26 protein-coding genes and 1 pseudogene are annotated in these 24,840 nt (G+C 60.6%); 16 read left to right on the top strand and 11 right to left on the bottom strand.

Annotation, left to right across the window (positions count from 1 at the left end; translation table 11 throughout):
- Position 1 precedes the first annotated feature (1 nt).
- From C934_RS0100550 to C934_RS0100560, 3 genes are all read right to left on the bottom strand, one after another.
- Complete coding sequence (locus C934_RS0100550) at positions 2-448, bottom strand: SRPBCC family protein (RefSeq protein WP_018116196.1); 447 nt, start codon at positions 446-448, stop codon at positions 2-4.
- A 68-nt stretch (positions 449-516) separates the two neighbouring features.
- On the bottom strand, positions 517-1,107 hold the full coding sequence (locus C934_RS0100555; protein WP_018854765.1) for a hypothetical protein: 591 nt from the start codon (positions 1,105-1,107) through the stop codon (positions 517-519).
- Between the two features lie 2 nt (positions 1,108-1,109).
- Complete coding sequence (locus tag C934_RS0100560) at positions 1,110-1,493, bottom strand: acyl-CoA thioesterase (protein ID WP_018854766.1); 384 nt, start codon at positions 1,491-1,493, stop codon at positions 1,110-1,112.
- A gap of 320 nt (positions 1,494-1,813) precedes the next feature.
- Here C934_RS0100560 and C934_RS0100565 point away from each other — a divergent pair, with 320 nt between their 5' ends.
- The 7 genes and pseudogenes from C934_RS0100565 (at position 1,814) to C934_RS0100595 (ending at position 9,708) form a co-directional block, all read left to right on the top strand.
- Complete coding sequence (locus C934_RS0100565) at positions 1,814-3,634, top strand: methyl-accepting chemotaxis protein (RefSeq protein WP_018854767.1); 1,821 nt, start codon at positions 1,814-1,816, stop codon at positions 3,632-3,634.
- Between the two features lie 137 nt (positions 3,635-3,771).
- Positions 3,772-4,598: pseudogene (locus tag C934_RS35455) on the top strand (hypothetical protein).
- 87 nt (positions 4,599-4,685) lie between these two features.
- Positions 4,686-5,708 (top strand): linear amide C-N hydrolase, encoded by a 1,023-nt coding sequence (locus C934_RS0100575; RefSeq protein WP_051085555.1) that lies wholly within the window; start codon positions 4,686-4,688, stop codon positions 5,706-5,708.
- 55 nt (positions 5,709-5,763) lie between these two features.
- Positions 5,764-7,425: an alpha/beta hydrolase gene (locus C934_RS0100580; RefSeq protein ID WP_018854769.1), complete on the top strand. Its 1,662-nt coding sequence runs from the start codon at positions 5,764-5,766 to the stop codon at positions 7,423-7,425.
- A gap of 127 nt (positions 7,426-7,552) precedes the next feature.
- Positions 7,553-7,711, top strand: a complete 159-nt coding sequence (locus C934_RS35010; RefSeq protein ID WP_167354909.1) for a hypothetical protein — start codon at positions 7,553-7,555, stop codon at positions 7,709-7,711.
- 258 nt (positions 7,712-7,969) lie between these two features.
- The gene (locus C934_RS0100590; RefSeq protein ID WP_018854771.1) at positions 7,970-8,185 is read left to right on the top strand and encodes a hypothetical protein; all 216 of its coding nucleotides are present in this window, start codon (positions 7,970-7,972) and stop codon (positions 8,183-8,185) included.
- 113 nt (positions 8,186-8,298) lie between these two features.
- Complete coding sequence (locus tag C934_RS0100595) at positions 8,299-9,708, top strand: pyridoxal phosphate-dependent decarboxylase family protein (protein ID WP_018854772.1); 1,410 nt, start codon at positions 8,299-8,301, stop codon at positions 9,706-9,708.
- A gap of 81 nt (positions 9,709-9,789) precedes the next feature.
- Here C934_RS0100595 and C934_RS0100600 read toward each other — a convergent pair whose 3' ends face one another.
- Entirely contained in the window at positions 9,790-10,209 is a 420-nt protein-coding gene (locus C934_RS0100600; protein WP_018854773.1) for a DoxX family protein, read from the bottom strand.
- Between the two features lie 117 nt (positions 10,210-10,326).
- Entirely contained in the window at positions 10,327-11,373 is a 1,047-nt protein-coding gene (locus tag C934_RS0100605) for a diguanylate cyclase domain-containing protein (protein ID WP_018854774.1), read from the bottom strand.
- 286 nt (positions 11,374-11,659) lie between these two features.
- Between C934_RS0100605 and C934_RS0100610 the strand changes: the two genes are divergently transcribed.
- From C934_RS0100610 to C934_RS0100625, 3 genes are all read left to right on the top strand, one after another.
- Positions 11,660-12,976 (top strand): extensin-like domain-containing protein, encoded by a 1,317-nt coding sequence (locus C934_RS0100610; RefSeq protein WP_018854775.1) that lies wholly within the window; start codon positions 11,660-11,662, stop codon positions 12,974-12,976.
- A gap of 396 nt (positions 12,977-13,372) precedes the next feature.
- On the top strand, positions 13,373-14,299 hold the full coding sequence (locus C934_RS0100620) for an ABC transporter ATP-binding protein (protein WP_026371462.1): 927 nt from the start codon (positions 13,373-13,375) through the stop codon (positions 14,297-14,299).
- Positions 14,296-15,057, top strand: a complete 762-nt coding sequence (locus C934_RS0100625; RefSeq protein WP_018854778.1) for an ABC transporter permease — start codon at positions 14,296-14,298, stop codon at positions 15,055-15,057. The genes C934_RS0100620 and C934_RS0100625 overlap by 4 nt, the downstream gene beginning before the upstream one ends.
- 10 nt (positions 15,058-15,067) lie before the next feature.
- On the opposite strand, the gene C934_RS0100630 is transcribed toward C934_RS0100625, so the two are convergent.
- Genes C934_RS0100630 through C934_RS0100640 form a run of 3 tightly spaced genes read right to left on the bottom strand, consistent with a single transcriptional unit; the run spans position 15,068 to position 16,782 of the window.
- Positions 15,068-15,769 (bottom strand): TIGR02281 family clan AA aspartic protease, encoded by a 702-nt coding sequence (locus C934_RS0100630; protein ID WP_018854779.1) that lies wholly within the window; start codon positions 15,767-15,769, stop codon positions 15,068-15,070.
- Positions 15,766-15,981, bottom strand: coding sequence for a DUF1289 domain-containing protein (locus tag C934_RS0100635; protein ID WP_026371463.1), 216 nt, complete (start codon positions 15,979-15,981; stop codon positions 15,766-15,768). The genes C934_RS0100630 and C934_RS0100635 overlap by 4 nt, the downstream gene beginning before the upstream one ends.
- Before the next feature lie 18 nt (positions 15,982-15,999).
- Entirely contained in the window at positions 16,000-16,782 is a 783-nt protein-coding gene (locus C934_RS0100640; RefSeq protein WP_018854781.1) for an adenosylcobinamide-GDP ribazoletransferase, read from the bottom strand.
- A 138-nt stretch (positions 16,783-16,920) separates the two neighbouring features.
- Between C934_RS0100640 and cobT the strand changes: the two genes are divergently transcribed.
- Both cobT and C934_RS0100650 read left to right on the top strand, forming a co-directional pair.
- On the top strand, positions 16,921-17,937 hold the full coding sequence (cobT, locus tag C934_RS0100645) for a nicotinate-nucleotide--dimethylbenzimidazole phosphoribosyltransferase (RefSeq protein ID WP_018854782.1): 1,017 nt from the start codon (positions 16,921-16,923) through the stop codon (positions 17,935-17,937).
- Positions 17,938-18,054: 117 nt separating this feature from the next.
- Positions 18,055-18,435 (top strand): diacylglycerol kinase, encoded by a 381-nt coding sequence (locus C934_RS0100650; RefSeq protein WP_018854783.1) that lies wholly within the window; start codon positions 18,055-18,057, stop codon positions 18,433-18,435.
- Positions 18,436-18,459: 24 nt separating this feature from the next.
- Here the strand turns inward: C934_RS0100650 and C934_RS0100655 are convergent, their stop codons facing one another.
- Positions 18,460-19,995: a sensor histidine kinase gene (locus C934_RS0100655; protein ID WP_018854784.1), complete on the bottom strand. Its 1,536-nt coding sequence runs from the start codon at positions 19,993-19,995 to the stop codon at positions 18,460-18,462.
- Positions 19,996-20,101: 106 nt separating this feature from the next.
- On the opposite strand from C934_RS0100655, the gene C934_RS0100660 reads away from it, so the two are divergent.
- The 3 genes from C934_RS0100660 (at position 20,102) to C934_RS0100670 (ending at position 21,839) form a co-directional block, all read left to right on the top strand.
- The gene (locus tag C934_RS0100660) at positions 20,102-20,638 is read left to right on the top strand and encodes a thermonuclease family protein (protein ID WP_026371465.1); all 537 of its coding nucleotides are present in this window, start codon (positions 20,102-20,104) and stop codon (positions 20,636-20,638) included.
- Positions 20,632-21,282: a uracil-DNA glycosylase family protein gene (locus C934_RS0100665; RefSeq protein ID WP_018854786.1), complete on the top strand. Its 651-nt coding sequence runs from the start codon at positions 20,632-20,634 to the stop codon at positions 21,280-21,282. Before C934_RS0100660 ends, C934_RS0100665 begins: the two co-directional genes overlap by 7 nt.
- 68 nt (positions 21,283-21,350) lie before the next feature.
- Positions 21,351-21,839, top strand: coding sequence for an Lrp/AsnC family transcriptional regulator (locus C934_RS0100670; protein ID WP_007533095.1), 489 nt, complete (start codon positions 21,351-21,353; stop codon positions 21,837-21,839).
- A 20-nt stretch (positions 21,840-21,859) separates the two neighbouring features.
- Here C934_RS0100670 and C934_RS0100675 read toward each other — a convergent pair whose 3' ends face one another.
- Positions 21,860-22,855, bottom strand: coding sequence for an ABC transporter permease (locus C934_RS0100675; protein WP_018854787.1), 996 nt, complete (start codon positions 22,853-22,855; stop codon positions 21,860-21,862).
- Positions 22,856-22,891: 36 nt separating this feature from the next.
- Entirely contained in the window at positions 22,892-23,635 is a 744-nt protein-coding gene (locus C934_RS0100680) for an ATP-binding cassette domain-containing protein (protein ID WP_026371466.1), read from the bottom strand.
- Between the two features lie 213 nt (positions 23,636-23,848).
- On the opposite strand from C934_RS0100680, the gene C934_RS0100685 reads away from it, so the two are divergent.
- Complete coding sequence (locus C934_RS0100685; protein WP_018854789.1) at positions 23,849-24,829, top strand: NAD-dependent epimerase/dehydratase family protein; 981 nt, start codon at positions 23,849-23,851, stop codon at positions 24,827-24,829.
- The last annotated feature ends 11 nt before the right edge of the window (positions 24,830-24,840 follow it).

The raw sequence follows: 24,840 nt of genomic DNA on the forward strand, positions 1-24,840 counted from the left end.
GTTAGCGATCGAGGTATTCCTTGATGTTTTTCATTTGCTCGGCCCAGCCGCCGTCGTTCATCCGGAAGGCTTCCTCGCGGCGATGCGGCGGGACCTTGTCGAAACCTGACTCCGTCACCGTCAGGCGCGACCCTGACGGCGTCGGCTCCAGGCGGAATTCGACGAGGGTCGGCGGTTCGCCGGAATAGTCGACATCAGGATCGATGGCGTAGGGATGCCAGGTGAAGGAGAAGAGCTCGGGCTTCTCCATGCGTTTGACGGTCGCCTGCCAGCGGATGTGCTCGTAGCCGGGATAGGTTATGTGGCCGGTCGAATTCTCTCCCGGCACGAAGGGTCCGTCCAGCTGGACGCGGAACCATTCGCCGAACTCGCGGTGATCGGTGATGGCCTTCCAGACGCGTTCGACGGGCGCGTTCAGTTCGATGATCTTCTCGATGCGATCAGACATATCAGCAACCTCCTGGTTGCCTTTTTAATCGCATATCCGCGACCAATTGGCAACCAAAAAGTTGCGCATCATAATCCGAGGACATCGTAGATGCGGAAAATGAAGCTGATCTGATAGACGAGATTGAGCCAGACAAAAGCAGTGTGGAAGCGGCGGCTTCCGGTCCAGGCGGCAATACAGCAGAGTACGATGTAGACGACGTTGCGCGCCGGAAACTCCCAGCCGAGCGACTGGATGTGATCGGCTCCCTTGATCGCCGTATCGACGATGTCGACAGCATAGGTGATGGCGAGCGTGCCGAAAAACCACTTGCGGCGGGAGTAGAAATATTCCTCGTAGCCGCCGTACTCATCCAGCGAAGCGGGGAAGAGCAGGGCGCACAACATGAAGAACAGCCCGCAGAAACAGATGAGAAACAAATAGACGCCGAAATGGAGCACCGGTACGGCCTGCAGCCGGTACTCCCACCACCAGATGTGGATGATGAAGAGGAACATGGAGGCCGCCCAGCCGAGATGCACGGCATAGGGCTTCGCCTTTCCGGGGTGTTGGATAATGCCGGCGATCCCGGTCAGCAGCCGCGCAAGGCTAAGCGAGATCACCATCCCCATCACGACCTTGATGTGGAGAAAGACCTCCGGCGAGGCGACCGTTTCCATGCCTACTCCGCGGGAACCGGCGTCGGCTGGCCGCTTTCGTCGAGGGCGACCATGATGAAGGTCGCGGCCGTCACCTTTTCCATGTTGTTATATCGTGCGCGGGTCGCCCAGGCCTCGACCGACAGTGTGATCGACGTGCGGCCGACGCGTTCGATAGTCGTGAAGACTGACAGCGTATCGCCGATCTTCACCGGTAGGGCGAAGGCCATTTCCTTGACGGCAGCGGTGACGACGCGGCCCTTGGCGCGTTCGGATGCGGTGATGCCCGAGGCAAGGTCCATCTGTGCCATGACCCAGCCACCAAAAATGTCGCCGGCTGGATTGGCGTCGGCCGGCATGGCCACTGTGCGAAGGGTCAGCGCGCCATTCGGCTTGGCGTCGGTCATGAAAGGCTCCTGTTCAGTGATACGGGGACAACGATTCCGAGGGACCCTAGCGCAGATGCCTTTAAAGCGAAACGCGGCCTGGTCCGGTGGCGATGCGTACAACGCCGCAGACTGCTACCATAGTTCTATAAGATCTTACCTAGCGTGTTTGTATGGGCGGAAGCTTGTTGAAATAAATCAATGCTTTGTCGCGAGAAGTGAGTCCCTGGCGAAATCTCTCGCCTTACGGCAGTTCAATAAAATCCAATTCAAATTCACCATCCGGTAAGACCCGCATAGCAGTATTCGACCATTATTAAATTCTGAACTGCCGGGGCTCAATGCGTAACGTCAAGATTTCTACCCGCCTTTATTCTCTCGTGGCACTGGCACTGGCTATTCTGGTGCTCGCGATCACCTTCTTCCTCAACTATTCGCACGCGAAGCTGGAGAGCGAGCGCAAGCACGGTCTTGCGCAAATGGATGCCACGGCCATCGCCATCTTCCAGAAATACTACAAGCTGGAACAATCCGGCGCGATGACGCGGGAGCAGGCGCAGGGTGCAGCGAAGGAAGTGATTTCGGCCATGCGCTACGGCGACAACGGCTACTTCTGGATCAACGACATGCATCCGACGATGATCATGCATCCGATCAAGCCGGAGCTGAACGGAACGGACCTGTCGCAGAACAAGGATCCGACTGGCAAGTTCATCTTCGTCGAGTTCGCCAACACCGTGAAGAGGAGCGGTGAGGGCTTCGTCGACTACTACTGGCCGAAGCCGGGTGCAGCGGATCCTGTGCTGAAATATTCTCACGTGGTCGGTTTCGAGCCCTGGGGCTGGGTGGTCGGTACCGGCGTCTATGCTGACGATCTTGCGGCGCTCTATCGCCAGAATGCGATCTGGGCCGCCGGCGCCTGCCTCGTCGGCGCGATCGTGATTATCGCCGTGGCCTTCGGGATTGTGCGCAGCGTCACGGCGCCGATCGCCCGGCTGAAGGGTGCGATGAACGCCATTGCCGATGAAGCCGGCGCCGTCGATATTGTCGACCACGACAGGCGCGACGAGATCGGCGCCATGGCGAAGTCTCTCCTTGTGCTGCGGGATTCCGTCCGCGAGCGGGCCCTGATGCGGGATCGCGAGAGCCAGCACCAGTTGCAGATCGAGGAGGAGCGTCGCGGCAACGAGGCCAACTGGCGCTCGGCAGCGGATCGCCAGACCTTCGCGATCCAGTCGCTCGGCGCGGGACTTGAGAAACTGGCTGCGGGCGACCTGACCGTGTCGATCGGCGATCTCGGCCAGGATTATGCCAAGCTGCGCTCCGACTTCAATTCCGCTGTGGACGCACTGAACGGCGTGATCCGGGCGATCGCGGAGTCGACCAGCGTCGTCAACGACAGCGCCGGCGACATCAGCGAGGCGACCAACAATCTGTCGAAGCGTACCGAGCAGCAGGCGGCTGCGCTGGAAGAAACGGCGGCAGCTCTCGACGAGATCACTGCGACGGTGCGGACCGCTTCCGAACGTGCAGCAGAAGCCCGCGAGATGGTGGCGGAAACCAAGACCAGCGCCGGCAAGTCTGGCGATATCGTCCGCAACGCAGTCACCGCGATGAACCGGATCGAGGATTCGTCGAACCGCATCGGCCAGATTATCGGCGTCATCGATGAGATTGCCTTCCAGACAAACCTCCTCGCACTCAATGCCGGAGTGGAGGCAGCGCGCGCGGGCGAGGCGGGACGCGGGTTCGCCGTGGTCGCACAGGAAGTGCGCGAATTGGCACAGCGCTCCGCCAATGCAGCGAAGGAGATCAAAGTGCTGATCAGCACCTCGGCAAGCGAGGTAAACAACGGCGTGACGCTCGTGCGTTCGACTGGGGATGCGTTGCTCGAAATCGAGGAACTGGTCAACCGCGTGAACAATCACGTCATTTCAATCGCGACTGCGGCTCGCGAGCAGGCCACGGGGCTCAACGAGATCAACACTTCGGTCAATCACATGGACCAGATGACGCAGCAGAATGCCGCGATGGTCGAGGAAACCACGGCTGCAAGCCAGACGCTGGCCGACGAAAGCCGGCAGTTGAGCACGTTGCTTGCCAATTTCAGACTACGGGCTGCCGGCGGAACCAGCGCCGGACGCATGTCGTACGCGGCCTGAACGGTAAATCCCTAAGGAGGAAGAGGGCTCCCGGACGGTGTTCGGGAGCCCTCTTGTCTGCGTCTACTCCCTCGTGCGTCCCTTGAATTTGCGCTTTCAGATAGTAAAGTGCATGGCGTCCCCAACGGAGGCTAAGAATGCTTCGATTCTCGCCTTGCCTGCCGAGGAGCCTTTTTAGTCTCGTTTTCTGCCTATCGTCGATTGTGTTTTCGGCAGCCAGGGCTGCCGATTTTGATGCCGAACGCATGGAGCCGGAACCCGAATGGGCAGTGATTGTCAGCCCCTATGTGTGGGCAGCCTCCCTGAAAGGCAACGCGTCGCTTGCCGGCTTCGATACCGACGTGGACGTGCCGTTCTCTGAAATCTTCGACCATCTCGATCTCGCGCTGATGGGCAACGTCGAAGTCACGAACGGCAAATGGGGTGTCTTCTTCGACGGGCAGCATGTTCAGACAAGCCAGGATGAGCGGGTCTTCGCGCATGAGATCGGGATCGACATAAAAACCACGACACTTGCTGCGGGGGCGTTTTTCAAAGCGTATGAAGTAGAACTTGGCGGGCAGACCGTCTTTGGAAAGCCGCGCACAATATCCTTCGAGCCGACAGTCGGCATTCGCTGGACAGAACTGAAGGCAGACGTTTCTGCCTTTGGCGTCAGTTCGACGAGAGTTCTGACTGGGCCGATCCATTCATCGGCCTTCGAATGAACGCCGACCTCACCGACCGTTGGAACCTGTTTGCCGAGGCTGACGTCGGCGGTTTCGATGTCGGCTCAAAGGTCAGCGTCAATGCGCAGGCGTATCTCGGGTACCGGATGGAGATGTTCGGCAAGCCGACGATCCTGCGTGCAGGCTATCGTCTGTTGTATCAGGACTATGAGAACGACGATTTCACCGGCGCGAACAAGTTTCGCTGGGATGTCAGCCAACATGGGCCGGTTGTCGGCTTCTCGATGCGCTTCTAGTTCAGTTCAAAACAACGAATGGAGTAGCGGATGATCTTCGGCAATAACCCTCTGGCTCGTTCGCTTGTTGCGTTCGCCGTCGGATCGATGATGGTCTTCGGGCAATCGGCGGCTCAGGCATGCACGCGATTGGTCTATCTCGGCCCTGACGGCAACATCATCACCGCGCGGTCAATGGATTGGAAGAGCGACGTTGCCACGAACCTGTGGGTGCTGCCGCGCGGCATTGAACGCAATGGTGAGGCGGGGCCAAACTCGATCAAGTGGACCGCGAAATACGGCAGCGTCGTTGCGACGGGATACGACGTATCGACGACCGATGGGCTCAACGAGGCGGGCCTTAATGTCAATCTGCTCTGGCTCGTCGAATCCGAGTATCCGAAGTTTGACAAGGACAGCAAGCCCGGCCTGACGATCGCCGCGTGGGGGCAGTATGTGCTCGATAACTTTGCGACCGTCGACGAGGCTGTAGCGGCGTTGGAAAAGGAACCCTTCACGATTGTCAGCGACAACGTGCCAGGTGAGAACCGGCTCACGACGCTTCATCTATCCATGTCCGACAAGACCGGCGACAGCGCGATCGTCGAATATCTCAAGGGCAAGCAGGTCATTCACCACGACCGCAAATACCAGGTGATGACGAATTCGCCGACCTTCGATGAGCAACTGGCGCTGAACACCTATTGGAAGCAGATCGGCGGGACAGTCATGCTGCCGGGCACAAATCGGGCGTCCGACCGTTTCGCGCGCGCCTCGTTCTATGTGAATGCCATTCCCAAGGATGAGGACCCCAACAGGGCATTGGCGAGTGTCTTCAGCGTCATTCGAAACACCTCGGTCCCTTATGGCCTGAACACGCCCGAAGAGCCGAACATTTCGTCGACGCGCTGGCGGACCGTCGTCGACCACAAGCGCATGCTGTATTTCTTCGAGTCGGCCCTGACACCCAATACGTTCTGGGTCGATCTCAAGGCAATCGACTTCTCCAAGGGGAGCGGTAAAGTGAAGAAACTCGACCTGGGCGAGAACCAGGACCACACCTATTCCGGGGACGCGACAAAGGAGTTCAAGGACTCTCAGCCGTTCAAGTTCCTCGGACTTCAGATGTAGGCAGGCTGGGCGGTCGTGCTGCCTTTACCGGCGCAAGACGCATGAGAGGGAACGCATGAAACGTTTGCTGTTGCGCCTGTTCGTATCGCTTTCGACGCCTGGGTTGGCGCTTGGCTTCATCTTCTTCGCCGCGTCGCTGACGCCGAGCCTGATGCCACGCTCCTATTTGATTCAAGGCGTGTTGTCCGGCATTGCCGCGGCCGTGGGATATTTCTTCGGGGTGGCCTTCAGCTGGCTCTGGAAGTACCTGGAACTGCGGGTCCCCGGTGTTGGCAGGCTGCGCGGCAACCTGATCGTTTGCGTACTCGGCGTCGTGCTGGCCGTAATCTTCCTTCGGCGAGTTGTCGACTGGCAGAATTCCATTCGCGACTTGTGGCACATGGAGCGCGTCGATACCGCTGAACCCTTCAGCGTCGCGTTCGTCGCAATCGTCACCTTCTTCGTTGCTGTTCTGATCGGCCGGCTGTTTCGGTTCACCTGTCTGTTCCTGTCGGGATGGCTATCACGATACGTTCCGCGCCGCGTCTCGCAGGTCATCGCAGGTGTTCTTGCGATCGCACTCTTCTGGTCGGTCGTGGATGGCGTATTGCTGCGGGCGGGATTGCATCTCGCTGATAGTTCGTTCCGCAGCGTCGACGCGCTTGTGGAAACGGGCGTGCCGATGCCAGATGACCCGGCAAAGACCGGGAGCACTGCCTCGCTTGTCACATGGGAGGGACTTGGGCGTCGCGGACGCCAGTTTATCGCTTCGGGACCGACAGCGGCCGAGATCAGCGATTTCTGGAAGGCGCCTGCGCGCGAGCCGATACGAACCTATGTGGGCCTGAACAACGCTGAAACGATCGAGGGGCGCGCAAAGCTCGCACTCGAGGAGATGAAGCGGCAGGGCGCGTTTGAACGCTCGCTTCTCGTCATCATCGTTCCGACCGGCACCGGCTGGATCGACCCGCAGGCGATGGACCCGCTCGAATATCTGCATCACGGTGACGTGGCGAGCGTCGCTCTTCAATATTCCTATCTGGCGAGTTGGCTATCGCTGCTGGTTGAGCCGGAATATGGCTCGGCCTCAGGCAAGGCGTTGTTTCGGGAAGTCTATGGCTACTGGACGACCTTGCCACGAGACAAGAGACCGAAGCTCTACCTGCATGGCCTCAGCCTTGGCGCGCTGAATTCGCAGGTATCTGCCGATATATTCGACATTGTCGCGGATCCGTTTCAGGGGGCTTTGTGGAGCGGGCCCCCTTTTGAAAGCAGGATGTGGCGAGACGTGACGGCGGCGCGCAATCCCCAGTCGCCCGCGTGGCTGCCGCAGTTCCGCGACGGATCCCTCATCCGATTTACCAACCAGACGAACCACTTGGATATTCCCGGGGCGACCTGGGGACCCATTCGCATCGTCTACCTGCAGTATGCCAGCGACCCAATAACCTTCTTCGATGCCTATTCCTTCTATCGGGAGCCGGCATGGATGAGGCGTCCGCGCGGCCCGGATGTTTCGCCGAGCCTGCGTTGGTTTCCCGCGCTGACGATGCTGCAATTGCTGGTCGACGTGGCAATCGCCACGAGCTCTCCCATGGGGTACGGTCACGTCTATGCGCCCCAGCACTATATCGATGGCTGGGTCGCTGTGACCGACCCGAAGATTGATGCTGAGAAGCTCGATGCGTTGAAGCGGTTGTTCCAAGAGCGGTCCGCGCAGGCCAGTGCTGCCGATTAGTTATCCACAACACGCCGGTCAAGAACGGAAAGGCTGTGCGTTAACCACGTTCATTATGCTTTCATTTAGGCTCTCGTATCAGTTTGCGCCGCAGTGGCTGGGAAACCACAGCATTGAGGCTCGAAACATGACCTATAGCGGCTTGATTGTGACTGCCATCGTGGCCGGTCTGATCACAATTCTGGCAGTCGGTAGCCGTCCGGCGACCGAAGCCGCGTCCAACTGGCCGCAGATGGACGTGATGAAAACGGATCGTATCGTTACGGGGAGCGTCCCTGCGCAATAAAACGGGGACCTTGGATTTGCTCTGTGCCGACGGCCGCGAGCGCCTCTGAAGGGCGTCGCAACTTGTATTCAGGGCCTACCTGCCGCGAGGCGACATCGCTGCGAGAGCTCCGGCAGGATCAGGAACCGTTTTTGTCCTGGTCGTTTCTGGGCTTCCGGCCACCAGCACAAAAAATCGTTCACCCTAATTGCTAGTCCAAAGCAAGAGGACGTTAAGAGTCAGTGGGTTAAGTGGGTGGGGTTATCGAGGCAATCTACCATGTACAGTTCCGACCTACGCTACGACGTCATTTGCGACCCGCTCGATCTCTGGATGGTGTGGGACAACGACACCGAGGAGCCCGCATCCTTCGGCGGGCAGATATTGCACGGCTTGACGGAAGGCTATGCCGTCGAAGTCGCCAAGATCATGAACGAGCTCTACGGCAGCGAGAAACACGAGGCGCCCGTGGCACTTCGCAGTGCAGGCGCCTGATTATCTGAAAGCGTTCCGTCGGTGGGTTGAGCCGTTTGGCTGGCTCCGGGACTGAGTTCAGGCTATTCTCCGCCATCGCAGGCTCAACTGCCTGATGTTGGGGGAGCGGACGCATGGGCACGAAGGAATTGTTCTCAATCGCTGCCGACCATGCCGCGCGCTTTCGCGACACGATCGATAGTCGGCCTCATCATCCGTTGCGGGATTACGCCGGCTCGCTGGAGGCTTTCGCCGCTCCGCTGCCGGAACAGCCATCGCCACTTGTCGACGTGCTTGACGAGCTAGTAACAACGGCCGAGCCCGGACTGCATTTGATGACCGGCCCTCGCTTCTTCGGCTGGGTCATCGGTGGCTCTCACCCAATGGGGGTAGCGGCTGACTTCCTTACCAGTGCGTGGGGACAGAATGCCGGCAACCATACGGTATCGCCTTCGGCCGCGGCCGTTGAAACAGTGGGCGGGCACTGGCTGCTTCAGCTGCTCGGACTCCCCTTAGAGGCCTCAGTTGGTTTCGTTACCGGCGCAACCGTCGCGAATTTCACTTGCCTGGCGGCGGCCCGAGGCGAGGTGCTGTTGCGCGCCGGCTGGGATGCCGACGCCAACGGGCTGTTCGGAGCGCCGCCCATTTCAGTGCTGATCGGCGATGATGCGCATACGACGGTATTTTCTGCCTTGCAGTTTCTCGGTCTCGGCCACGACCGCGTGATACGGGTCCCGACCGATGATCAGGGGCGTATCGTGCCGGCAGGGTTCGAACAGGCCGTTGCTGATGTCTCTGGCCCGCGCATAGCGATCCTCCAGGCCGGGCAGATCAATACGGGTGCCTGCGATGATTTCGGCAGGTTGATCCCGATCGCCAAATCGAAAGGCGCATGGGTGCATGTCGACGGCGCGTTCGGCCTCTGGGCGCAGGTATCGGCACGGCGCCGTCATCTCACTTCAGGCGTGGAGCAGGCGGACAGCTGGGCGACGGACGGGCACAAGTGGCTGCAGACGCCATACGATTGCGGCTATGCAATCGTTCGCGACGAAGTCGCGCATCGGCGGGCCATGACCATATCGGCGAGCTATCTGCCGCTTGCCAGCGAAGGCGAGCGCGATCCCTCGCACTATGTGCCGGAGCTGTCGCGGCGCGCGCGTGGCTTTGCCACGTGGGCGATGATCAGGCATCTCGGACGCCAGGGCATCGAGGCCTTGGTTGATGGCGCCAGTGACGTCGCGGCATCCATAGCGCAGGCGCTTGCCAAAGAGCCGGGAATTGCGATCGCCAACGATGTGCTGCTCAACCAAGTGATAGTGCGCTTCGGAGCGGACTGGCCGGCCGAGCAGGCCGACGAGCTGACCAAGCGAACGATCGGTGCCTTGCAGCGGGAAGGCGCCCTGTTTGCCGGTGGCGCGATATGGCGCGGCAGGCAGGTCTTGCGGCTGTCAGTCACGAACTACCAGACGAACACTGCCCAGGCGGTGGAGGCGGTCGAGGCGATCGTGAGAGCCTATCGGGGAGAGCGGTGCGATGCTGCGTGACCGCATGGTGACTTCGCGCAATAATCTTCGCGACGGATCGGCGACGAGGGTAGGTGTTCAGATTTTTTAGTTCGACCGGCGCTACTGCCCGCGGCTCCTCAGCCAGTGATCGATCGAGAGAGCGCCGGCTCCCGCCGCGGCGAGCACGAACATCCCACCAGCAATGGCCAGGTCCTTCTCGAAATGAAGGAGTTCGTTCTGGTCGCTGAAGTTCGTGTGGTAGAGCGTGGCGGTTGCGACGCAAAACAGGCCCAGGGCGGCTGCGCCGAAGCGGGTCAAGAGCCCGCCCGCAATAGATAGGCCGGCGCCGATCTGGAGTGCGATCGTTGCCACAAGCAGGGGAACGCTCAAGCCGAATTGCGCGGCCATCTCGACGGCGCCTGAAAAATTCAACGCCAGCGAGACGCCTTCATGCAGGAAGATCCAGGCGAGAAGCAGCCGGCCGATCAATATTGCAATGTCGCGTGCGCCTGGGGTGACCGGGGATCTGCTGTCTGCCATATGTCACTCCTGACGCACGTTGCCGATGACCGCAGTCAGCCTGTAGTATAGTCCAGACGCGTGCATCCGTCGCCAGCGTTTCAGAAGGCACGTTGCTCGGTCAATGCGTGGGAGAGGTTAGGCGGCGTCCATCTTTGGATTGTCGATGCAGGCGGGAGCCTGGTGGACCTGGAAGCGGTTCTTGCCGTCGCTCTTCGCCTTGTAGAGCCCGGCGTCGGCGCAAACGAAGATGTCAGAACGCAGCGATGCGTCGTGGAAGGCAACCCCGACGGATGCGCCGACATCCATTTTGGCGCCGTTCCGTTCGATAGAGCGGTTGAGGCGCCGAACGACTGTCCCGGCGAGCGCGGCGACGCTTTCGACACTGTCGTAGCCGCTGACGAGAACCGCGAACTCATCGCCGCCAATCCGTGCCACGAGGTCTGCCCCCGCGCACGCTGCGAGCAACCGTTCTGCCGTTTCCTTGAGGCAATCGTCGCCCGCCTGGTGGCCGAAGGTGTCGTTAATGCCCTTGAAGCCGTCGAGGTCGATCAGAAGCAGGGCAGCGGCATTGCCGCCAACGGAGCGCAGAGGCAGGCGCTGCAGCGCGGTCTGAAACTGCGCGCGGTTCGGCAGGCCGGTCAGGATGTCGAATTCCGCCAGATAGCGGATCTGATCGTACATCATCTTTTCAGCCGTGATGTCGAGTTTCATGCCGAAGATCCGGACGGGGACATCGTCTTCACACTCAACGGTCGCGGTGATGCGAATCCAACGCGTATGGCCCTTGGGCGTGAGGATCTCGGCATCGAGCGTAAATCCGGTCCGCTCCTCGATCGCTCGGCCGCGGAGACGAATAAGCTCGGAAAGCGATTCTCTAGAGTAGCATTTCAGGATCTCGGCGCGGTCGAGATTCGCCTCATGTGGCAGGTCGAAGAGATCGTAGACCATCTTGGTCCAGACAAGATGATTGTCGGGTAGGCTGCATTCCCATACGCCAATCCGTGCGGCCTCGGACGAGCGATCGAATATCTTCCGGCTGTGCGCGAGGGCGACCGCCTGCTGTTCGAGCTGCCGCTCCTTGTCCGCGAGTTGGCGTTCCAGCGCCGCCACGGCAGCCTCGCTGCTACCTCGGGATGACGCCATCGGGTCTGCGATTTTGACGAAAGCAGCGAAGTAACTCATACCCGGTCCGACGTTGGATGGCTCAATCTTACAATCGTTGGAATGACTTAAGATTTCGTTTTTGTACAGCATGCGGCAACTTGTGTTGTCGAGGGCGGCTATGTCCAAATTGTGACAGCTGCGTGTCGGGCCAGCGTCTTGTCCTTGGCCTGGATAGGTGCTGTCCGGGTTCGGTTTCGGGAGTTGGGGGCGGCAGTCGCGATCCGGGTAAGCTTTCGTTCACCGTTCATCGTTAAATTTCGGCTCAAGTTTTAGATCCCTGCCGTTCCTCGGAAGCGATGAGAGTATGGCGTTTGTTCCCATTCTTCGGCAATACGTATTGCCCGTGCTGCTATCGACAGCCCTGGTGACGTGTTCCACCGATGGCCTTATTCCGCCCGGCGAGGTGGACAATGGAACACGGGTGGGATCGATCTCTCCGGCAAGCCGCCGCGCACCTGTGCCGCAAATGCAGACAGCGCCGAGCGAGCAGGCCTATCCGGCCGCAAACGCGCCTGTCAGCGATGCCGCAGGATCGGTGGATTATCTCAACACCCCCAATCTTGCTGGAACAGGTGAGAGCCGCAGTGGCAGCCAGACGCTACGGGCATCCGCGCAGCCCGGGCGACTGCCAATGATCGACAGCGACGAGGCGATAGCGGGCGCGCAGGGCGCTGCCGGCTCACTTCGAAACCAGCCTTCGACCTGGGGCGGAACGCAGCCACTTTCCGTGCCTACCGGTGGCGTCAATATGGATGCTGAACTGGGGGCGGACCCTGTCGTCGGTCTGGCAGAGGAGCAACAGCAGCAGATCGCCGAGGGCCAGTCCGACCAGCCCGTTGTCGATGGCATCGGCACCGAAAATCCGACCCAGCTTAACAGCGCGCGGATCCCTGCGCCCGCGGCGCAGGCGCAGATGGGTAACGCACCTGTCTGGAATGACGGAAGGCGGGTGGTTGCGCCGGCGCGCGTGCCCGAAGAGAACGAGGTCGCCATGCTGCGACCGAACAACCCGACCGCGGCGATGATGAGCGAACCGGTCGCGCCCGCTGATCCGAGCGTAATGCCAGCCTCGGAGCTTGCCTGTCGCCGTGAGTTGAAGCGGATGGGTGTCGTCTATACCGAGAAGCCGCCGATCTCAAACGGGCCGGCCTGCCAGGTGCCGTACCCGATCTCATTGCAGGGCCTGTCAGGCAATATCGGCGTCCGGCCGGCGGTGACGCTGAATTGCCAGGTGACGCTCGCCTTCGCCAAATGGGTCAAGAACGAGCTCGCGCCTTCCGCCCGCTTTCGCTACTGGTCCGGTATCAAGACCATCCAGCCCCTCGGCGGATATAGCTGCCGCCGCATGAACAACAGCCGGCAGCGCTACAATCCGATGTCCGAGCACGCTCACGGCAACGCAATCGATGTCGGCAAGTTTGTCCTGAAGAGCGGTCACGCGATCGACGTGCGCAAGAAAGGGTTGTTCTCTTTCCGGGAGGGCAGGCTGCTGCAGGCCGTGCGCAGCGACAGCTGCAAGTACTTCAACACGGTGCTCGGACCGGGCAGCAATCCAGAGCATTGGAACCATTTTCACTTCGATCTGCGCGCACGCCAGAGCGGTAGGGTCTACTGCGATTGAAAAGGAAAGGCCGGCCCGAGAGCCGGCCCCAATGCGAACGCGGCGCGGGCGACGGCCGCCCAGCCGGATCCTGTCATCTCATGTCATCATAGGTAATACACTCTACTGTATGTCGAGGAAGCAAAGGAGCGTAACGAGATCGCTCGGACGGCGGCTCCGCAAGGGGTGCGGCGGGACGGAGAGCGCTTGCTTGCCTCGCCGTCTTTATGGATCAGAAATATCACCGTCTGATGACATCTGCTGCTTTGGGGTTCGCTGAAGGCGCGAAGGATCTTTTCTTCCCGCGCGCCTTTTCACGCAAGTGAATACTCTGTTCACCTGTGTTGGGATGTCAAAACTACTCAAAGCGGATATATAGCGCCCCAGCAACTCCCGCCGCAGATGTCAGAAGAGTTCATGGCCCCCATCATTTCCATCCGAAATCTCACCAAGACCTACGCCAACGGATTTCAAGCGCTCAAGGGCATCGACCTCGATGTCGAGAGGGGCGAGATCTTGGCCCTGCTCGGGCCGAACGGGGCGGGCAAGACAACTATGATCTCGATCGTCTGCGGTATCACGAATCCGACCGGTGGCACGGTCACGGTCGATGGCCATGACGTGGTGAAGGAGTTCCGGGCGACGCGCTCGATGATTGGCCTTGTTCCCCAGGAACTTACCACGGACCAATTCGAGACCGTGTGGAATACCGTCAGCTTCTCCCGCGGGCTGCACGGCAAGCGGCCCAATCCCGGGCATATCGAGAAGGTGCTCCGCGATCTGTCGCTGTGGGACAAGAAAGACAATATGCTGCGGCAGCTGTCCGGTGGCATGAAGCGGCGCGTGCTCATTGCCAAGGCACTGTCGCATGAACCGCAAATCCTTTTCCTCGACGAGCCGACCGCGGGCGTGGATGTGACGCTGCGCAAGGACATGTGGCATGTCGTGGAGAAGCTGCGACGCTCGGGGGTCACAATCATCCTGACGACGCATTATATTGAAGAGGCGGAAGAGATTGCCGATCGTGTCGGCGTCATCAACGGCGGGGAGCTGCTTTTGGTGGAAGACAAGACGGCGCTGATGGCGAAGCTTGGCCGCAAGCAGCTCATTCTCGAATTGACCGAGCCGTTGCAGGCGTTGCCGGACCGGTTTGCCGGCAACGGCCTCTCGCTCGTCGCAGACGGCACCCGCCTCATCTACGATTTCGACGCGGAGAACGAACAGGAAAGCGTTGCCACGCTGCTGACCCGGCTCAGCGAGCATAACATTCACTTCAAGGATCTTTCGACGCAGCAGAGCTCGCTGGAAGACATCTTCGTGGCGCTCGTGGGAGGAGCGAAATGAACGTCGAAGCCATCAAGTCCATCTATTTCTTCGAGATGGCGCGCACGCGCCGGACGCTTCTGCAAAGCGTCGTATCGCCGGTGATCTCGACGTCGCTCTATTTCATCGTTTTCGGCGCGGCGATCGGCTCGCGGATCCAGGAAGTGGAGGGGGTATCCTACGGCGCGTTCATCACGCCCGGCCTGATCATGCTGACGCTGCTTGGCCAATGCATCAGCAACGGGTCGTTCGGCATCTACTTTCCGAAGTTTACCGGCACGATCTACGAGGTCTTGTCGGCCCCGGTGGCCATGAGCGAGATCCTGCTTGGCTATGTCGGTGCGGCGGCGACGAAGGGACTGATGATCGGGGTGATCATCCTGCTGACGGCGAATCTATTCGTGGATATCAGGATCCAGCATCCTGTCATGATGGTTCTGTTCTTCCTGCTGACGGCGATCACCTTTAGCCTCTTCGGATTCATGATCGGCATCTGGGCCGCCAACTTCGAACAGTTGAACCTGATCCCCATGCTGGTCGTGCCGCCCCTGACGTTTCTTGGCGGCAGTTTCTATTCGATCAACATGCTGCCGCCGTTCTGGCAGGCGGTCAGCCACTTCAATCCGGTGCTCTACCTCGTCAGTGGTTTCCGCTGGAGCTTCTTCGGCATTGCCGACGTCAATCCGCTGGTCAGCCTCGGGATGATCTCGCTCTTCCTGCTGATTTGCCTCGGTAGCCTGGGCTGGATCTTCAAGACGGGATACAGGCTGCGGAGCTAGACCGAGGCCATTAGTCTCGCATCCGCAGTTCGTCCGTCTGGATCTGGAGGGAGCCGAGGGTGGAGAGGAAGCTCATGCCGAGCAGGCTCTGGTCGAGCTTGCCGTCCTCAGCGACGCTGGCCGGGACGTTGTGACGAACGATCGGGCCGATCGCGACCTCGGCGAGCGTCACGCGGGCTGCGCGGGCGCGGCCGTTGGCAGTCATAACGCTCATCGAATAATCGAGATTCTCCGGGATGATGCCAACGCGCTCCGCATCCTCGCGGGACAGCGCGATCATGCTGGCACCGGTATCGACCAGCATGGAAATGCTTTGGCCGTTGACCGTGACATAGGCTTCGTAGTGGCCGTTCAGGACTTTGTGAAGGATCACCTCCTGACCGCCCTCGCTGGTCGTCACGACAACGGCACGCCCCGGCACGAGGCCGGCCAGCAGGCGGTTACCGACGCCAAGCGCTTCCTGGCGATACAGATACACGGTCGCAAGAGCGAGGATCAGCACGAGCCAGATCATGAGATTGCGCAGTGTCTCGCTCGCGCTCGTGCGCCTCGCCCAGATGCCGGCGGCCAGCATTAGTGCAATCGGAAGCAGATAGACAAAGCGGCCGAAATCATCGGTTCGCATGCCGAAGACGCGGGTCGTGTCGCCGCTGAACAAGAGGACTGCGAGACCGAGGCCAAGGACCGCAAGGACGATCGTCAGACGGTTCATGCACACTGCTCCGCTGTGGCCTGCTGGGTGGGCTTCAATGGGGTCGCCAATCCGATTGCGGCAAGCCGCGCTGGCAACAAGGTCATCAGCAGCCGGCGCTCTTCGTCGGAAAAGGACATCCAACCGCCGATCTCCGGAAGCGTGCGACCGCAACCCGTGCACAGGGCGGTTTCCGGATCAATTGAGCAGACGTGGATGCAGGGTGTTTGCATGCAATCTATATCGAGATTTCAGAAAGCCATGGCAAGGGCGCAGAAGGCGGCGATCTCCGAAATCTGCTGGGTAGCCCCAAGCGTGTCACCGGTGTGTCCCGTGAGTTTGCGACGGACGATGCGCGTGAAGACCATGGCGGATAAACCGCAGGCGAGAAGGGCGCAGACGAGGGGCAGGAGGCCAAGGCTCGGCCAGAGCAGCAGGGCCGCGAAAAGGCAGGCTGTGGCTAGCGCCATGTGCATCGCACCTTCGCCCGGCTGTCCCGCGGCGGCCGCCACACCATCGGGTTTTGCTGCCGGCAGCCGATGCCAGTGCCAAACGAGCGCGGCGCGGCTGATACAGGCGATCGCCGGAATGGCAAGGGCTGCAGCCATGGGCGGGGCTTCTCGTGCGACAGCGGCGAGTCCCGCCGCGCGAAGCGCAAACGACAGAATCAAGGAGATCGCGCCGTAGGTCCCGATGCGGCTGTCCTTCATGATCGAAAGCGCGTGATCGCGGTCGCGCCCGCCGCCGAGGCCATCGGCGCAGTCGGCGAGGCCATCCTCGTGCAGCGCGCCGGTTAATGCCGCCTGGACGGCAAGCGCGGCGAAGGCCGACATCAGCCGGTCGGCGCGTAGGCCAAGCATGACCAGCAAGACGAGCGCAGGCAGCAGTGCGATGACAATGCCCGCCGCGGGGAAGGCGCGGGAGGCGCGGTCAAGCTTGCCGTTAAAGTCGGCGAAGGCAAAAGACGGCATCGGAATACGGCTGAGGAAGGCAACCGCACGAGCAAGGTCGGCCGCATAGTTTCCGATATTCATTCTGACCCCGACCCCGCGACCATATGCAGCGCTTTAGGTGTTGTTCGCCTCGGCGCCTGCCTTTAAGAGAGTTGCGACGAAAGAAGCTGATTTGCAGCGAAAAGACAAGTTACCGACCAAGACAAGGAAGCCGCATTCATGAGCGTTTCAGGCCTGCCGTTCGACGATTTTCGGGCACTTTTGCGCGATCTGCCGGGACCGGATGCCAGGGCACTTGCTGCCGCGCGCGAGCGCGATGCGCAGTTGACGAAGCCGCCCGGTGCGCTCGGACGGCTTGAGGAAATTGCATTCTGGCTCGCCGCCTGGACGGGCAGGGCGCCTGCAGTGAATCGGCCGCTGGTGGCGATCTTCGCCGGCAACCATGGCGTGACTAGGCAGGGCATCACGCCGTTTCCGCCTGCCGTCACGCAGCAGATGGTCGAGAATTTTGCGGCCGGTGGCGCTGCGATCAATCAGATTTGCGTCGCCTATGACCTCGGGCTGAAAGTCTTCGATCTGGCGCTCGACTATCCGACCGGCGACATTACCGAAGAGCCTGCTTTGTCCGAGCGTGACTGTGCGGCGACCATGGCCTTCGGCATGGAAGCGATCGCTGGCGGTACCGATCTTCTCTGCATCGGTGAGATGGGAATCGGCAACACCACGATCGCAGCGGCGATTAACTACGCCCTTTACGGCGGCACTGCGCGTGATTGGGTTGGTCCGGGCACGGGTTCCGAAGGCGAGATGCTGGAGCGCAAGATCGCAGCCGTTGAGCGGGCCGTTGCGCTCCACAGCGATCATCTGGACGATCCGCTCGAGATCATGCGCCGCCTCGGCGGTCGTGAGATCGCGGCGATGGCGGGAGCGATCCTTGCCGCGCGTGTCGAGAAGATTCCTGTGCTGATCGACGGCTATGTCGCAACCGCAGCCGGGGCCATCCTCAAGGCGGCCAATCCTTCGGCGCTCGATCACTGCCTGATCGGCCACGTCTCCGGCGAGCCGGGCCATTTGCGGGCGATCGAAATGCTTGGCAAGACGCCGCTTCTGGCGCTCGGCATGCGGCTCGGCGAGGGGACGGGGGCGGCCCTTGCGGCCGGGATCGTCAAGGCGGCGGCGGCCTGCCATTCCGGCATGGCGACGTTTTCGCAGGCAGGCGTCACCAACAAGCACTGACCTTCAGGTTTGTGACAGGTTGATGACGGAGTCCTTGCCGCGGCGACCGCGAACCGGTATTCGCAATTTCTGACTGGCGGCGACAAGGCCGCCATTGACGGACAACGAGGGCACTTGATGAAACCTGCCGTGACAAAACTCACCGGCATCAGCCACTTCTTTGCAGCCGCCGGCTACTCGCTGGGCGGCTTCAGGCGGTTGATCCGGGAGGCAGCATTCCGGCAGGAACTGCTGTTCTTCGCGTTTTCACTGATCCTCCTGATCGTCGTCGGGGCAACGCTTGCCGAGCTGATGATTGCTGTCGTGCTATTTCTTGCCCTCTTTGCCGTCGAGGCCCTGAACACGGCGATCGAGGAAGTCATCGATAGGATTTCGCCGGAGATTTCCATGGTCGGAAAGCACGCCAAGGATCTCGGCTCCTTCGCCGTCGTCTGCATGATCGTTGCGTGCGGCGTGTTCCTGCTGTTCACGATCGGCAAGCATCTGCTGTTTGGATAGAGGCGCCTGTGGTCGACCAGACGGTCAAGCAAAACTCCGGCGCTTGCGGGAGACCGCCGGCGCATCTTCGACCGCCGGGACAGTCTGGAGCACGCGTTTGGCGGGCAGGATGGCGATGACTTCGGTGCCTTCGCGCAGCTTCGATTTGAGGATGAACTGGCCGTCGTGCTTGGCGAGGATCGCCTGAACGATCGGCAGGCCGAGGCCGGTGCCTTGTTCGGCGCTCTTGATCGCGATCGACCCCTGGCCGAAGGCCGAGAGAACCACGGGGATCTCTTCTTCAGGAATCCCGGGACCATTGTCCTTGATGGAGATGTATTGGCCCCCGCCGGCGGTCCAGCCGACCTTGACGCGGATTTCGCCGCCTTGCGGGGTGAACTTCACGGCATTGGACAGCAGATTGAGGACGACCTGACGCAGTGATTTCTCATCCGCCCAAACGGCCGGCAATTCGGCCTCGAACTGCGGCGAGATGGTGATGTTCTTGCCGCGTGCGCGTAGCTGCACCATGCCGATGCAATCTTCCGAGATGTTCAGCAGCGAGACGGCTTCCTCGCTCAGCTCGTATTTTCCGGCCTCGATGCGCGAGAGGTCTAGGATCTCGTTGATGAGGTTCAGCAGATGCTCACCCGAGCGGTGAATGTCGCTGGTATATTCCTTGTAGGTGGCGTTGTTGAGCGGCCCCATCACTTCGGCGGACATGACTTCCGAGAAGCCGAGGATCGCATTGAGAGGCGTGCGCAATTCGTGCGACATGGATGCAAGGAAGCGCGACTTTGCGAGGTTTGCTTCTTCCGCACGGCGGCGGGCCTCATCGGACATCGACTTTGCGACTTCCAACTCGGCGATCAGGTCGTCCTTCTCGGCCTGATAGGCGAGGATCCTGAGGTTGGACTGGAACAGCCGGTCGCTGATGTAGTTGAAGAGGATAACCGTCGTGGTGAAGACGGCCGTCAGGCTGATCTCGAGGATTCCACGGGAAAGGCCAGCCTGGGCGATCAGTCCGAGGACGACCGGTGCGAACGTGATGAGCACCGACGGCGTCAGCATGAAGTTCGACATCGCAGTGATCGAGAGCGCGATCAGCAGCGCGGCCCCCTTGTAGAGCAGGAAGCTCGAGGGTTCGCATGCCATGCAGTCCTGCAGGGCGAACACCGCCCAGCAGCAGCCGACCATGAATTGTCCAAACAGGAGAAGGCGGCGCCATTTGCGGGCCGTCGTCGCGTTGATCTCCTGGCCTCGGGCGCGGCGCGCCAGAAATACGTTGGTCGCATGGGCCGTGAGGGTCAGAAGCGCCCACAGAAAGATTTGGGTGTTTTCGGTGAAGTAGACGCCGAGGGCGGCGATGATCATGACGAAGAGCGGGACGATCGACGCGCCCTGCAGGACCGTATTGATATACATTGCCAGCACGTCGCGATCGAACGTACCGCTTGCGGCGTGGCTCGACTGGAGGCGCTCTCGCGTCAGCCGCACAGCCTTCGACACTGGCTTGTTGCGGTGGCTGCGTGACTTGTCGACGATGTTCTTGTCGGCCGATGTGCTAACGCCAGTACCCATTGTGCACGTTGAAACTTGATCCGCGGTTGTCTAAACCCTAAAGCGCAATCCTTAAGATGGTGTTAGCCATCTTTGCCAAGGATTTGTTTTTTAAGGAGGCGAAAGCGTGACGCGCGGTTTGCGGGTGATGCGCGACGGCGTGACGGCGCTGGCTCTGCTGGCATTCCTGTGGCTGATTGCAGCCAAGCTGAATGATGACGCGGCAACGGTCTATGCCGGCCAGTTTCATGCGGCTGACGGCGACAGCCTGAACATAGGCGGCGATCGGATGCGGCTATACGGTATCGACGCGCCCGAGCTCAGCCAGACATGCGAGCGTGCGGGCAGCGAATGGGCGTGCGGGCGGGAGGCGAAGCAGGCGGTGCAAGCCCTTGTCAGGGCCGCCGATACGAAGTGCAGGGGAACCGAACGGGACCGTTTCGATCGCCTGCTGGTGGTCTGCCATGCTGGCGGGGCGGATCTCAACGCCACGATGGTGCGCAAGGGCATGGCGGTATCCTACGGAGCGTATGGTGACGAGGAGGCGCGGGCGAGGGCGCAGAAGGTCGGGCTCTGGGCGGGCACCTTCGAGATGCCGCGAAGCGTACGCGACCATGCGCCGCGACCAGTTGCACGAGGTGTCCTGGGGTTGCTCGGATGGTGATTGCAAGAGGTGCGCCGGACGACGCGGCGCTCGATAGTCTTCGGCAGGAGATTGGGGCGTGCCGCATCTGTCGTGACACGCCGCTTGGCGATGCGAACGCTCGTCTGCCGCACGAGCCGCGGCCGGTTGCAGTGATGTCGTCGAAGGCGAGGATCCTGATCGCGGGGCAGGCGCCCGGCCTCAAGGTTCATGAGAGCGGCATTCCCTTCAATGATGCATCCGGCGACCGGTTGCGCGACTGGCTGAGGGTGGATCGGGAGACGTTCTACGACCCCGACTGTTTCGCCATCGTGCCGATGGGCTTCTGTTTTCCCGGCTATGACTCGAAGGGAAGCGACCTGCCGCCGCGGCGTGAATGTGCGCCGCATTGGCGGAGCAGGGTCATATCGGCTATGCCGCAGATCGAGCTTGTCCTTGCAGTCGGCCAATATGCGCAGGCGTGGCACATGGGCGCGGAGCGCAGCGAGAATATGACGGAGACGGTGCGAGCCTGGCGAACGACGCTGTCGAAGGTCCGCATGCCTGGCATCTTGCCGCTGCCTCATCCGAGCTGGCGCAATACCGGATGGATCAAGCGCAACCCGTGGTTCGAGACGGAGTTGTTGCCTGTGCTGCGAGAGCGGGTTGCCTCATTGCTGCGCTGAAACAAAATTCTTTTAAACTGCCGGAATCACGCTATACAAAGAAAATAAATTCGAAAGGGCTTTTCCGTATGGACCGTCTCGACCGCAAAATCCTGCGCCTGTTGCAGGAGGATTCGACTTTGGCTGTTGCCGATCTCGCCAAGAAGGTCGGGCTGTCCACGACACCCTGCTGGCGGCGCATCCAGAAGATGGAAGAGGATGGCGTGATCAAGCGCCGCGTCGCCATCCTTGACCCGGAAAAGGTCAACACAAAGGTCACGGTTTTTGTCTCGATCCGCACCGCAACACACTCGATCGAGTGGCTGCGGCGTTTTTCGGAAGTCGTTGCCGATTTTCCCGAGGTGGTCGAGTTCTATCGCATGAGCGGCGACGTGGACTATCTTCTGCGGGTGGTCGTGCCTGACATTGCCGCCTATGACGCCTTCTACAAGCGGATGATCGCAAAGATCGAGATTCGCGACGTGTCTTCCGCCTTCGCGATGGAGCAGATCAAGTATTCGACGCAGTTGCCGCTCGATTACATGATCCTCGACAACGCGAAGTCGAACGAGGACTGATACGAGAGCCGCGGCAGTTGCTAGTCGCTCTGCCGCAGGTTCCTGAGCCGGTCAAACAGAACCGCGAGAACGATCGCGCCGCCGATGAAGGTGCCCTGCCAGAAGGCGTTGATGCCGAGCAGGCCGAGGCTGTTGCGGATGACCTCGATCAACGCGGCGCCGACAATGGCGCCGAAGGCGGTGCCGACGCCACCTGCAAGATTGGCGCCGCCGATGACGGCTGCGGCGATGACCTGCAGTTCCATCCCTGCACCGATGTTCGTGGTTACGGCACCCAGCCATCCGGTCTGGATGATGCCGGCGACACCGGCTGAGAGAGCCGAGATCATATAGACCGCGACTTTGATCTTCCTGACAGGCACGCCCGTCAGCGTGGCTGCATGCTCGTTTCCACCAATCGCGAAGACATAACGGCCGAAGCGCGTCCAGCGCAGCACGAAGCCGGTCAGCAGCGCCAGCACGGCCATGTAAAGGACCGGATTGGCGATGCCGAGCCATGCGCCGCCGCCAAGCGCTAGCAGCTTGTCGTGATCCGGGCCGAACTGGAAGACGACGGTGTTGTTGGAGGCCACCATTGCGAGGCTGCGGGCAATTGACAGCATGCCAAGGGTGACGACGAACGGCGGGAATCCGAGATAGGCAATCAACAGGCCGTTGAAGGCGCCGACCACCAGCGCCGTGCCGATCGAGGCCGCAATGCCGGTCCCGATCCCATAGCCGGCATGCATCGTAACCGCCAACACCATACTGCAGAGGCAAAGAACCGACCCAACGGACAGATCGATGCCTCCGGTGATGATGACCAGCGTCATGCCGAGAGCAATGATGGCGACAAAGGTGACGTTGCGGGTGATGTTGTAGAGATTGGTGGGGGTGGCGAAGGAGCTCGTGGCGAAGGACAGGAAGATGCAGGCGATGATGACGGCGACGAGGACCCAGAAGGTCTGGCTCGCGAACACGGACGAGAACCAGTTGCGCTGCCTTTGCGCTATCGTCTGATCGAGGGTTATTGCCATGGTCGACCTTCACTTACGTTGGGGAGCGGCTGCCAGTCACACCTGTTCGATTGCGCCTGTTATGAGCCCGGTGACTTCCTCCGGCGAACTCGCCGTTATCGGCTTGTCGGCAACCTTGCGCCCGCGCCGCATGACGATCACCCGATCGGCGACCGAGAAAACGTCAGGCATGCGGTGGCTGATGAGAATGACCGCGATGCCGCGATCGCGCAGTTGACGGATGTGAGCAAGAACCTCGGCAACCTGGCGAACCGAGATGGCGGCGGTAGGCTCGTCCATGAGCACGAGCTTCGCTTCCGCCAGCATGGTGCGAGCGATTGCGACGGCCTGGCGCTGACCACCCGACATCTGCTTCACCAGATCTCGCGGCCGCGTCTCCGATTTCAGTTCCTTGAAGATTTCGCCGGCGCGCTTGTACATCGTCTTGTAATCGAGAATGCGCATGGGGCCGTAACCACGGCGCATCTCGCGGCCGAGGAACACGTTCGCTGCGGCCGTCAGATTGTTGCAGAGCGCCAGGTCCTGGTGGACGATCTCGATGCCCCGCTGCCGGGCCTCGACTGGTCGATGCAGAATGAGGTCGTTGCCGTCGAGCCGCATCGTTCCATGGCTCGGACGGAAATTGCCCGCGATCATTTTCACGAGCGTGGATTTGCCGGCGCCGTTATCGCCCATCAATCCGACGACTTCTCCCGCTTCGAGCGAAAACGAAACGTCGTTGACCGCCTGTATGGCGCCGAAATGTTTGGAGATGTTGGCGAGCTCAAGAACTGCCACCAGCCGTCTAGCCTCCCAAAGCGCGACCCTTTCTTGGGGCCGCTGATTCGCTCGCCAGTTTCCTCCCTGCGAGCGCTTACAACATTTACCCAGAACCGTGCGAAACCGTCAATCGGATGCTGCTAATTTACCGTCTTTGTTACAATTACTCGTTTCATACTACAATTCGATTGACGCGCGGAGGTCTCTGTATATTAGCTGTTGACGGAGGAGAGCATGCTGATCCTTGTCACCGGTGCAACGGGCAAGGTCGGGCAGCGCTTCATCGGGGGGCTGCTCGACGATCCGCGATTTTCCAAGGCGCGCATTCGCGCGCTTTGTCATAATCGCTTGTGCCCGGAAAACGAGCGCGTCGAAGCTGTGCGAGGCTCAATCAGCGATCGAGGGGCCGTGTCGACTGCGCTTGCCGGCGTCACGCATGTCGTGCATCTCGCGACATGCAAGGAAACGCCTGAAGATGTCATGGACGTCACCGTCAAGGGACTTTTCTGGCTGCTCGAGGGCTTCAGGACGAGCGCTACTGCGCGCCAATTCATTCTTATCGGCGGCGATGCAGGGATAGGGCACTTTTTCTATCGCCATGAAGCGCCAATCACAGAGGCTACGCCTCACCAGGCCTATCCCGGCTGCTATGCGCTGTCGAAGGTGCTGGAAGAGGTGATGCTGGAGCAGTTCCAGATACAGTATGGCATAAACGGCTGCTGCTTGCGCGCGCCCTGGATCATGGAGAAGGACGACTTCAAGTTCACCTTGTCGTTCGGCGACGATGTTTTCGGCGGGCCGGACTGGAAGACACTCGTGCCGCGGGCTGATGCGGAGCGCTATCAGCGGGAGCGGACGGTGCCGTTGTTGCGCGATGCCGACGGCAGGCCGCTGAAGCGCAATTTCGTTCATGTTGACGATCTGGTTTCGGCGATCCTCGCGTCGCTCGACAATCCGCGCGCGCGAGGTCAGCTGTTCAACATCTGCATGGACCGACCTGTCGACTACGGCGAGGTTGCCGCCCACCTTTCGCGGACGCGCGGCCTCGGTGCGGTCGATATACCGAGCCAGTTCCATTCCAACTGGATGGACAACAGCAAGGCGAAATACCTGCTCGAATGGCGGCCCGTCTACGATCTTGAAATGCTAATCGACTCGGCCTGGGGGTATGTGCGTTTGGAGGAGGATCCTCGCATCGTCTGGTATCCGGGTTGATCATGTGGCGG

This window comes from Rhizobium sp. 42MFCr.1 (assembly GCF_000377185.1).
GTDB classification, from domain to species: domain Bacteria; phylum Pseudomonadota; class Alphaproteobacteria; order Rhizobiales; family Rhizobiaceae; genus Rhizobium; species Rhizobium altiplani.

Coding starts and splice junctions, on each gene's coding strand:
- C934_RS0100650 (WP_018854783.1), top strand. CDS start 18,055: ATGAAACCTGCCGTGACAAAACTCACCGGCATCAGCCACTTCTTTGCA.
- C934_RS0100575 (WP_051085555.1), top strand. CDS start 4,686: ATGATGGTCTTCGGGCAATCGGCGGCTCAGGCATGCACGCGATTGGTC.
- cobT (WP_018854782.1), top strand. CDS start 16,921: ATGAGCGTTTCAGGCCTGCCGTTCGACGATTTTCGGGCACTTTTGCGC.
- C934_RS0100550 (WP_018116196.1), bottom strand. CDS start 448: ATGTCTGATCGCATCGAGAAGATCATCGAACTGAACGCGCCCGTCGAA.
- C934_RS0100565 (WP_018854767.1), top strand. CDS start 1,814: ATGCGTAACGTCAAGATTTCTACCCGCCTTTATTCTCTCGTGGCACTG.
- C934_RS0100675 (WP_018854787.1), bottom strand. CDS start 22,855: ATGGCAATAACCCTCGATCAGACGATAGCGCAAAGGCAGCGCAACTGG.
- C934_RS0100630 (WP_018854779.1), bottom strand. CDS start 15,769: ATGAACCGTCTGACGATCGTCCTTGCGGTCCTTGGCCTCGGTCTCGCA.
- C934_RS0100605 (WP_018854774.1), bottom strand. CDS start 11,373: ATGAGTTACTTCGCTGCTTTCGTCAAAATCGCAGACCCGATGGCGTCA.
- C934_RS0100555 (WP_018854765.1), bottom strand. CDS start 1,107: ATGGAAACGGTCGCCTCGCCGGAGGTCTTTCTCCACATCAAGGTCGTG.
- C934_RS0100600 (WP_018854773.1), bottom strand. CDS start 10,209: ATGGCAGACAGCAGATCCCCGGTCACCCCAGGCGCACGCGACATTGCA.
- C934_RS0100560 (WP_018854766.1), bottom strand. CDS start 1,493: ATGACCGACGCCAAGCCGAATGGCGCGCTGACCCTTCGCACAGTGGCC.
- C934_RS0100635 (WP_026371463.1), bottom strand. CDS start 15,981: ATGCAAACACCCTGCATCCACGTCTGCTCAATTGATCCGGAAACCGCC.
- C934_RS0100610 (WP_018854775.1), top strand. CDS start 11,660: ATGGCGTTTGTTCCCATTCTTCGGCAATACGTATTGCCCGTGCTGCTA.
- C934_RS0100685 (WP_018854789.1), top strand. CDS start 23,849: ATGCTGATCCTTGTCACCGGTGCAACGGGCAAGGTCGGGCAGCGCTTC.
- C934_RS0100620 (WP_026371462.1), top strand. CDS start 13,373: ATGGCCCCCATCATTTCCATCCGAAATCTCACCAAGACCTACGCCAAC.
- C934_RS0100590 (WP_018854771.1), top strand. CDS start 7,970: ATGTACAGTTCCGACCTACGCTACGACGTCATTTGCGACCCGCTCGAT.
- C934_RS0100580 (WP_018854769.1), top strand. CDS start 5,764: ATGAAACGTTTGCTGTTGCGCCTGTTCGTATCGCTTTCGACGCCTGGG.
- C934_RS0100670 (WP_007533095.1), top strand. CDS start 21,351: ATGGACCGTCTCGACCGCAAAATCCTGCGCCTGTTGCAGGAGGATTCG.
- C934_RS0100665 (WP_018854786.1), top strand. CDS start 20,632: ATGGTGATTGCAAGAGGTGCGCCGGACGACGCGGCGCTCGATAGTCTT.
- C934_RS0100595 (WP_018854772.1), top strand. CDS start 8,299: ATGGGCACGAAGGAATTGTTCTCAATCGCTGCCGACCATGCCGCGCGC.
- C934_RS0100640 (WP_018854781.1), bottom strand. CDS start 16,782: ATGAATATCGGAAACTATGCGGCCGACCTTGCTCGTGCGGTTGCCTTC.
- C934_RS0100625 (WP_018854778.1), top strand. CDS start 14,296: ATGAACGTCGAAGCCATCAAGTCCATCTATTTCTTCGAGATGGCGCGC.
- C934_RS35010 (WP_167354909.1), top strand. CDS start 7,553: ATGACCTATAGCGGCTTGATTGTGACTGCCATCGTGGCCGGTCTGATC.
- C934_RS0100655 (WP_018854784.1), bottom strand. CDS start 19,995: ATGGGTACTGGCGTTAGCACATCGGCCGACAAGAACATCGTCGACAAG.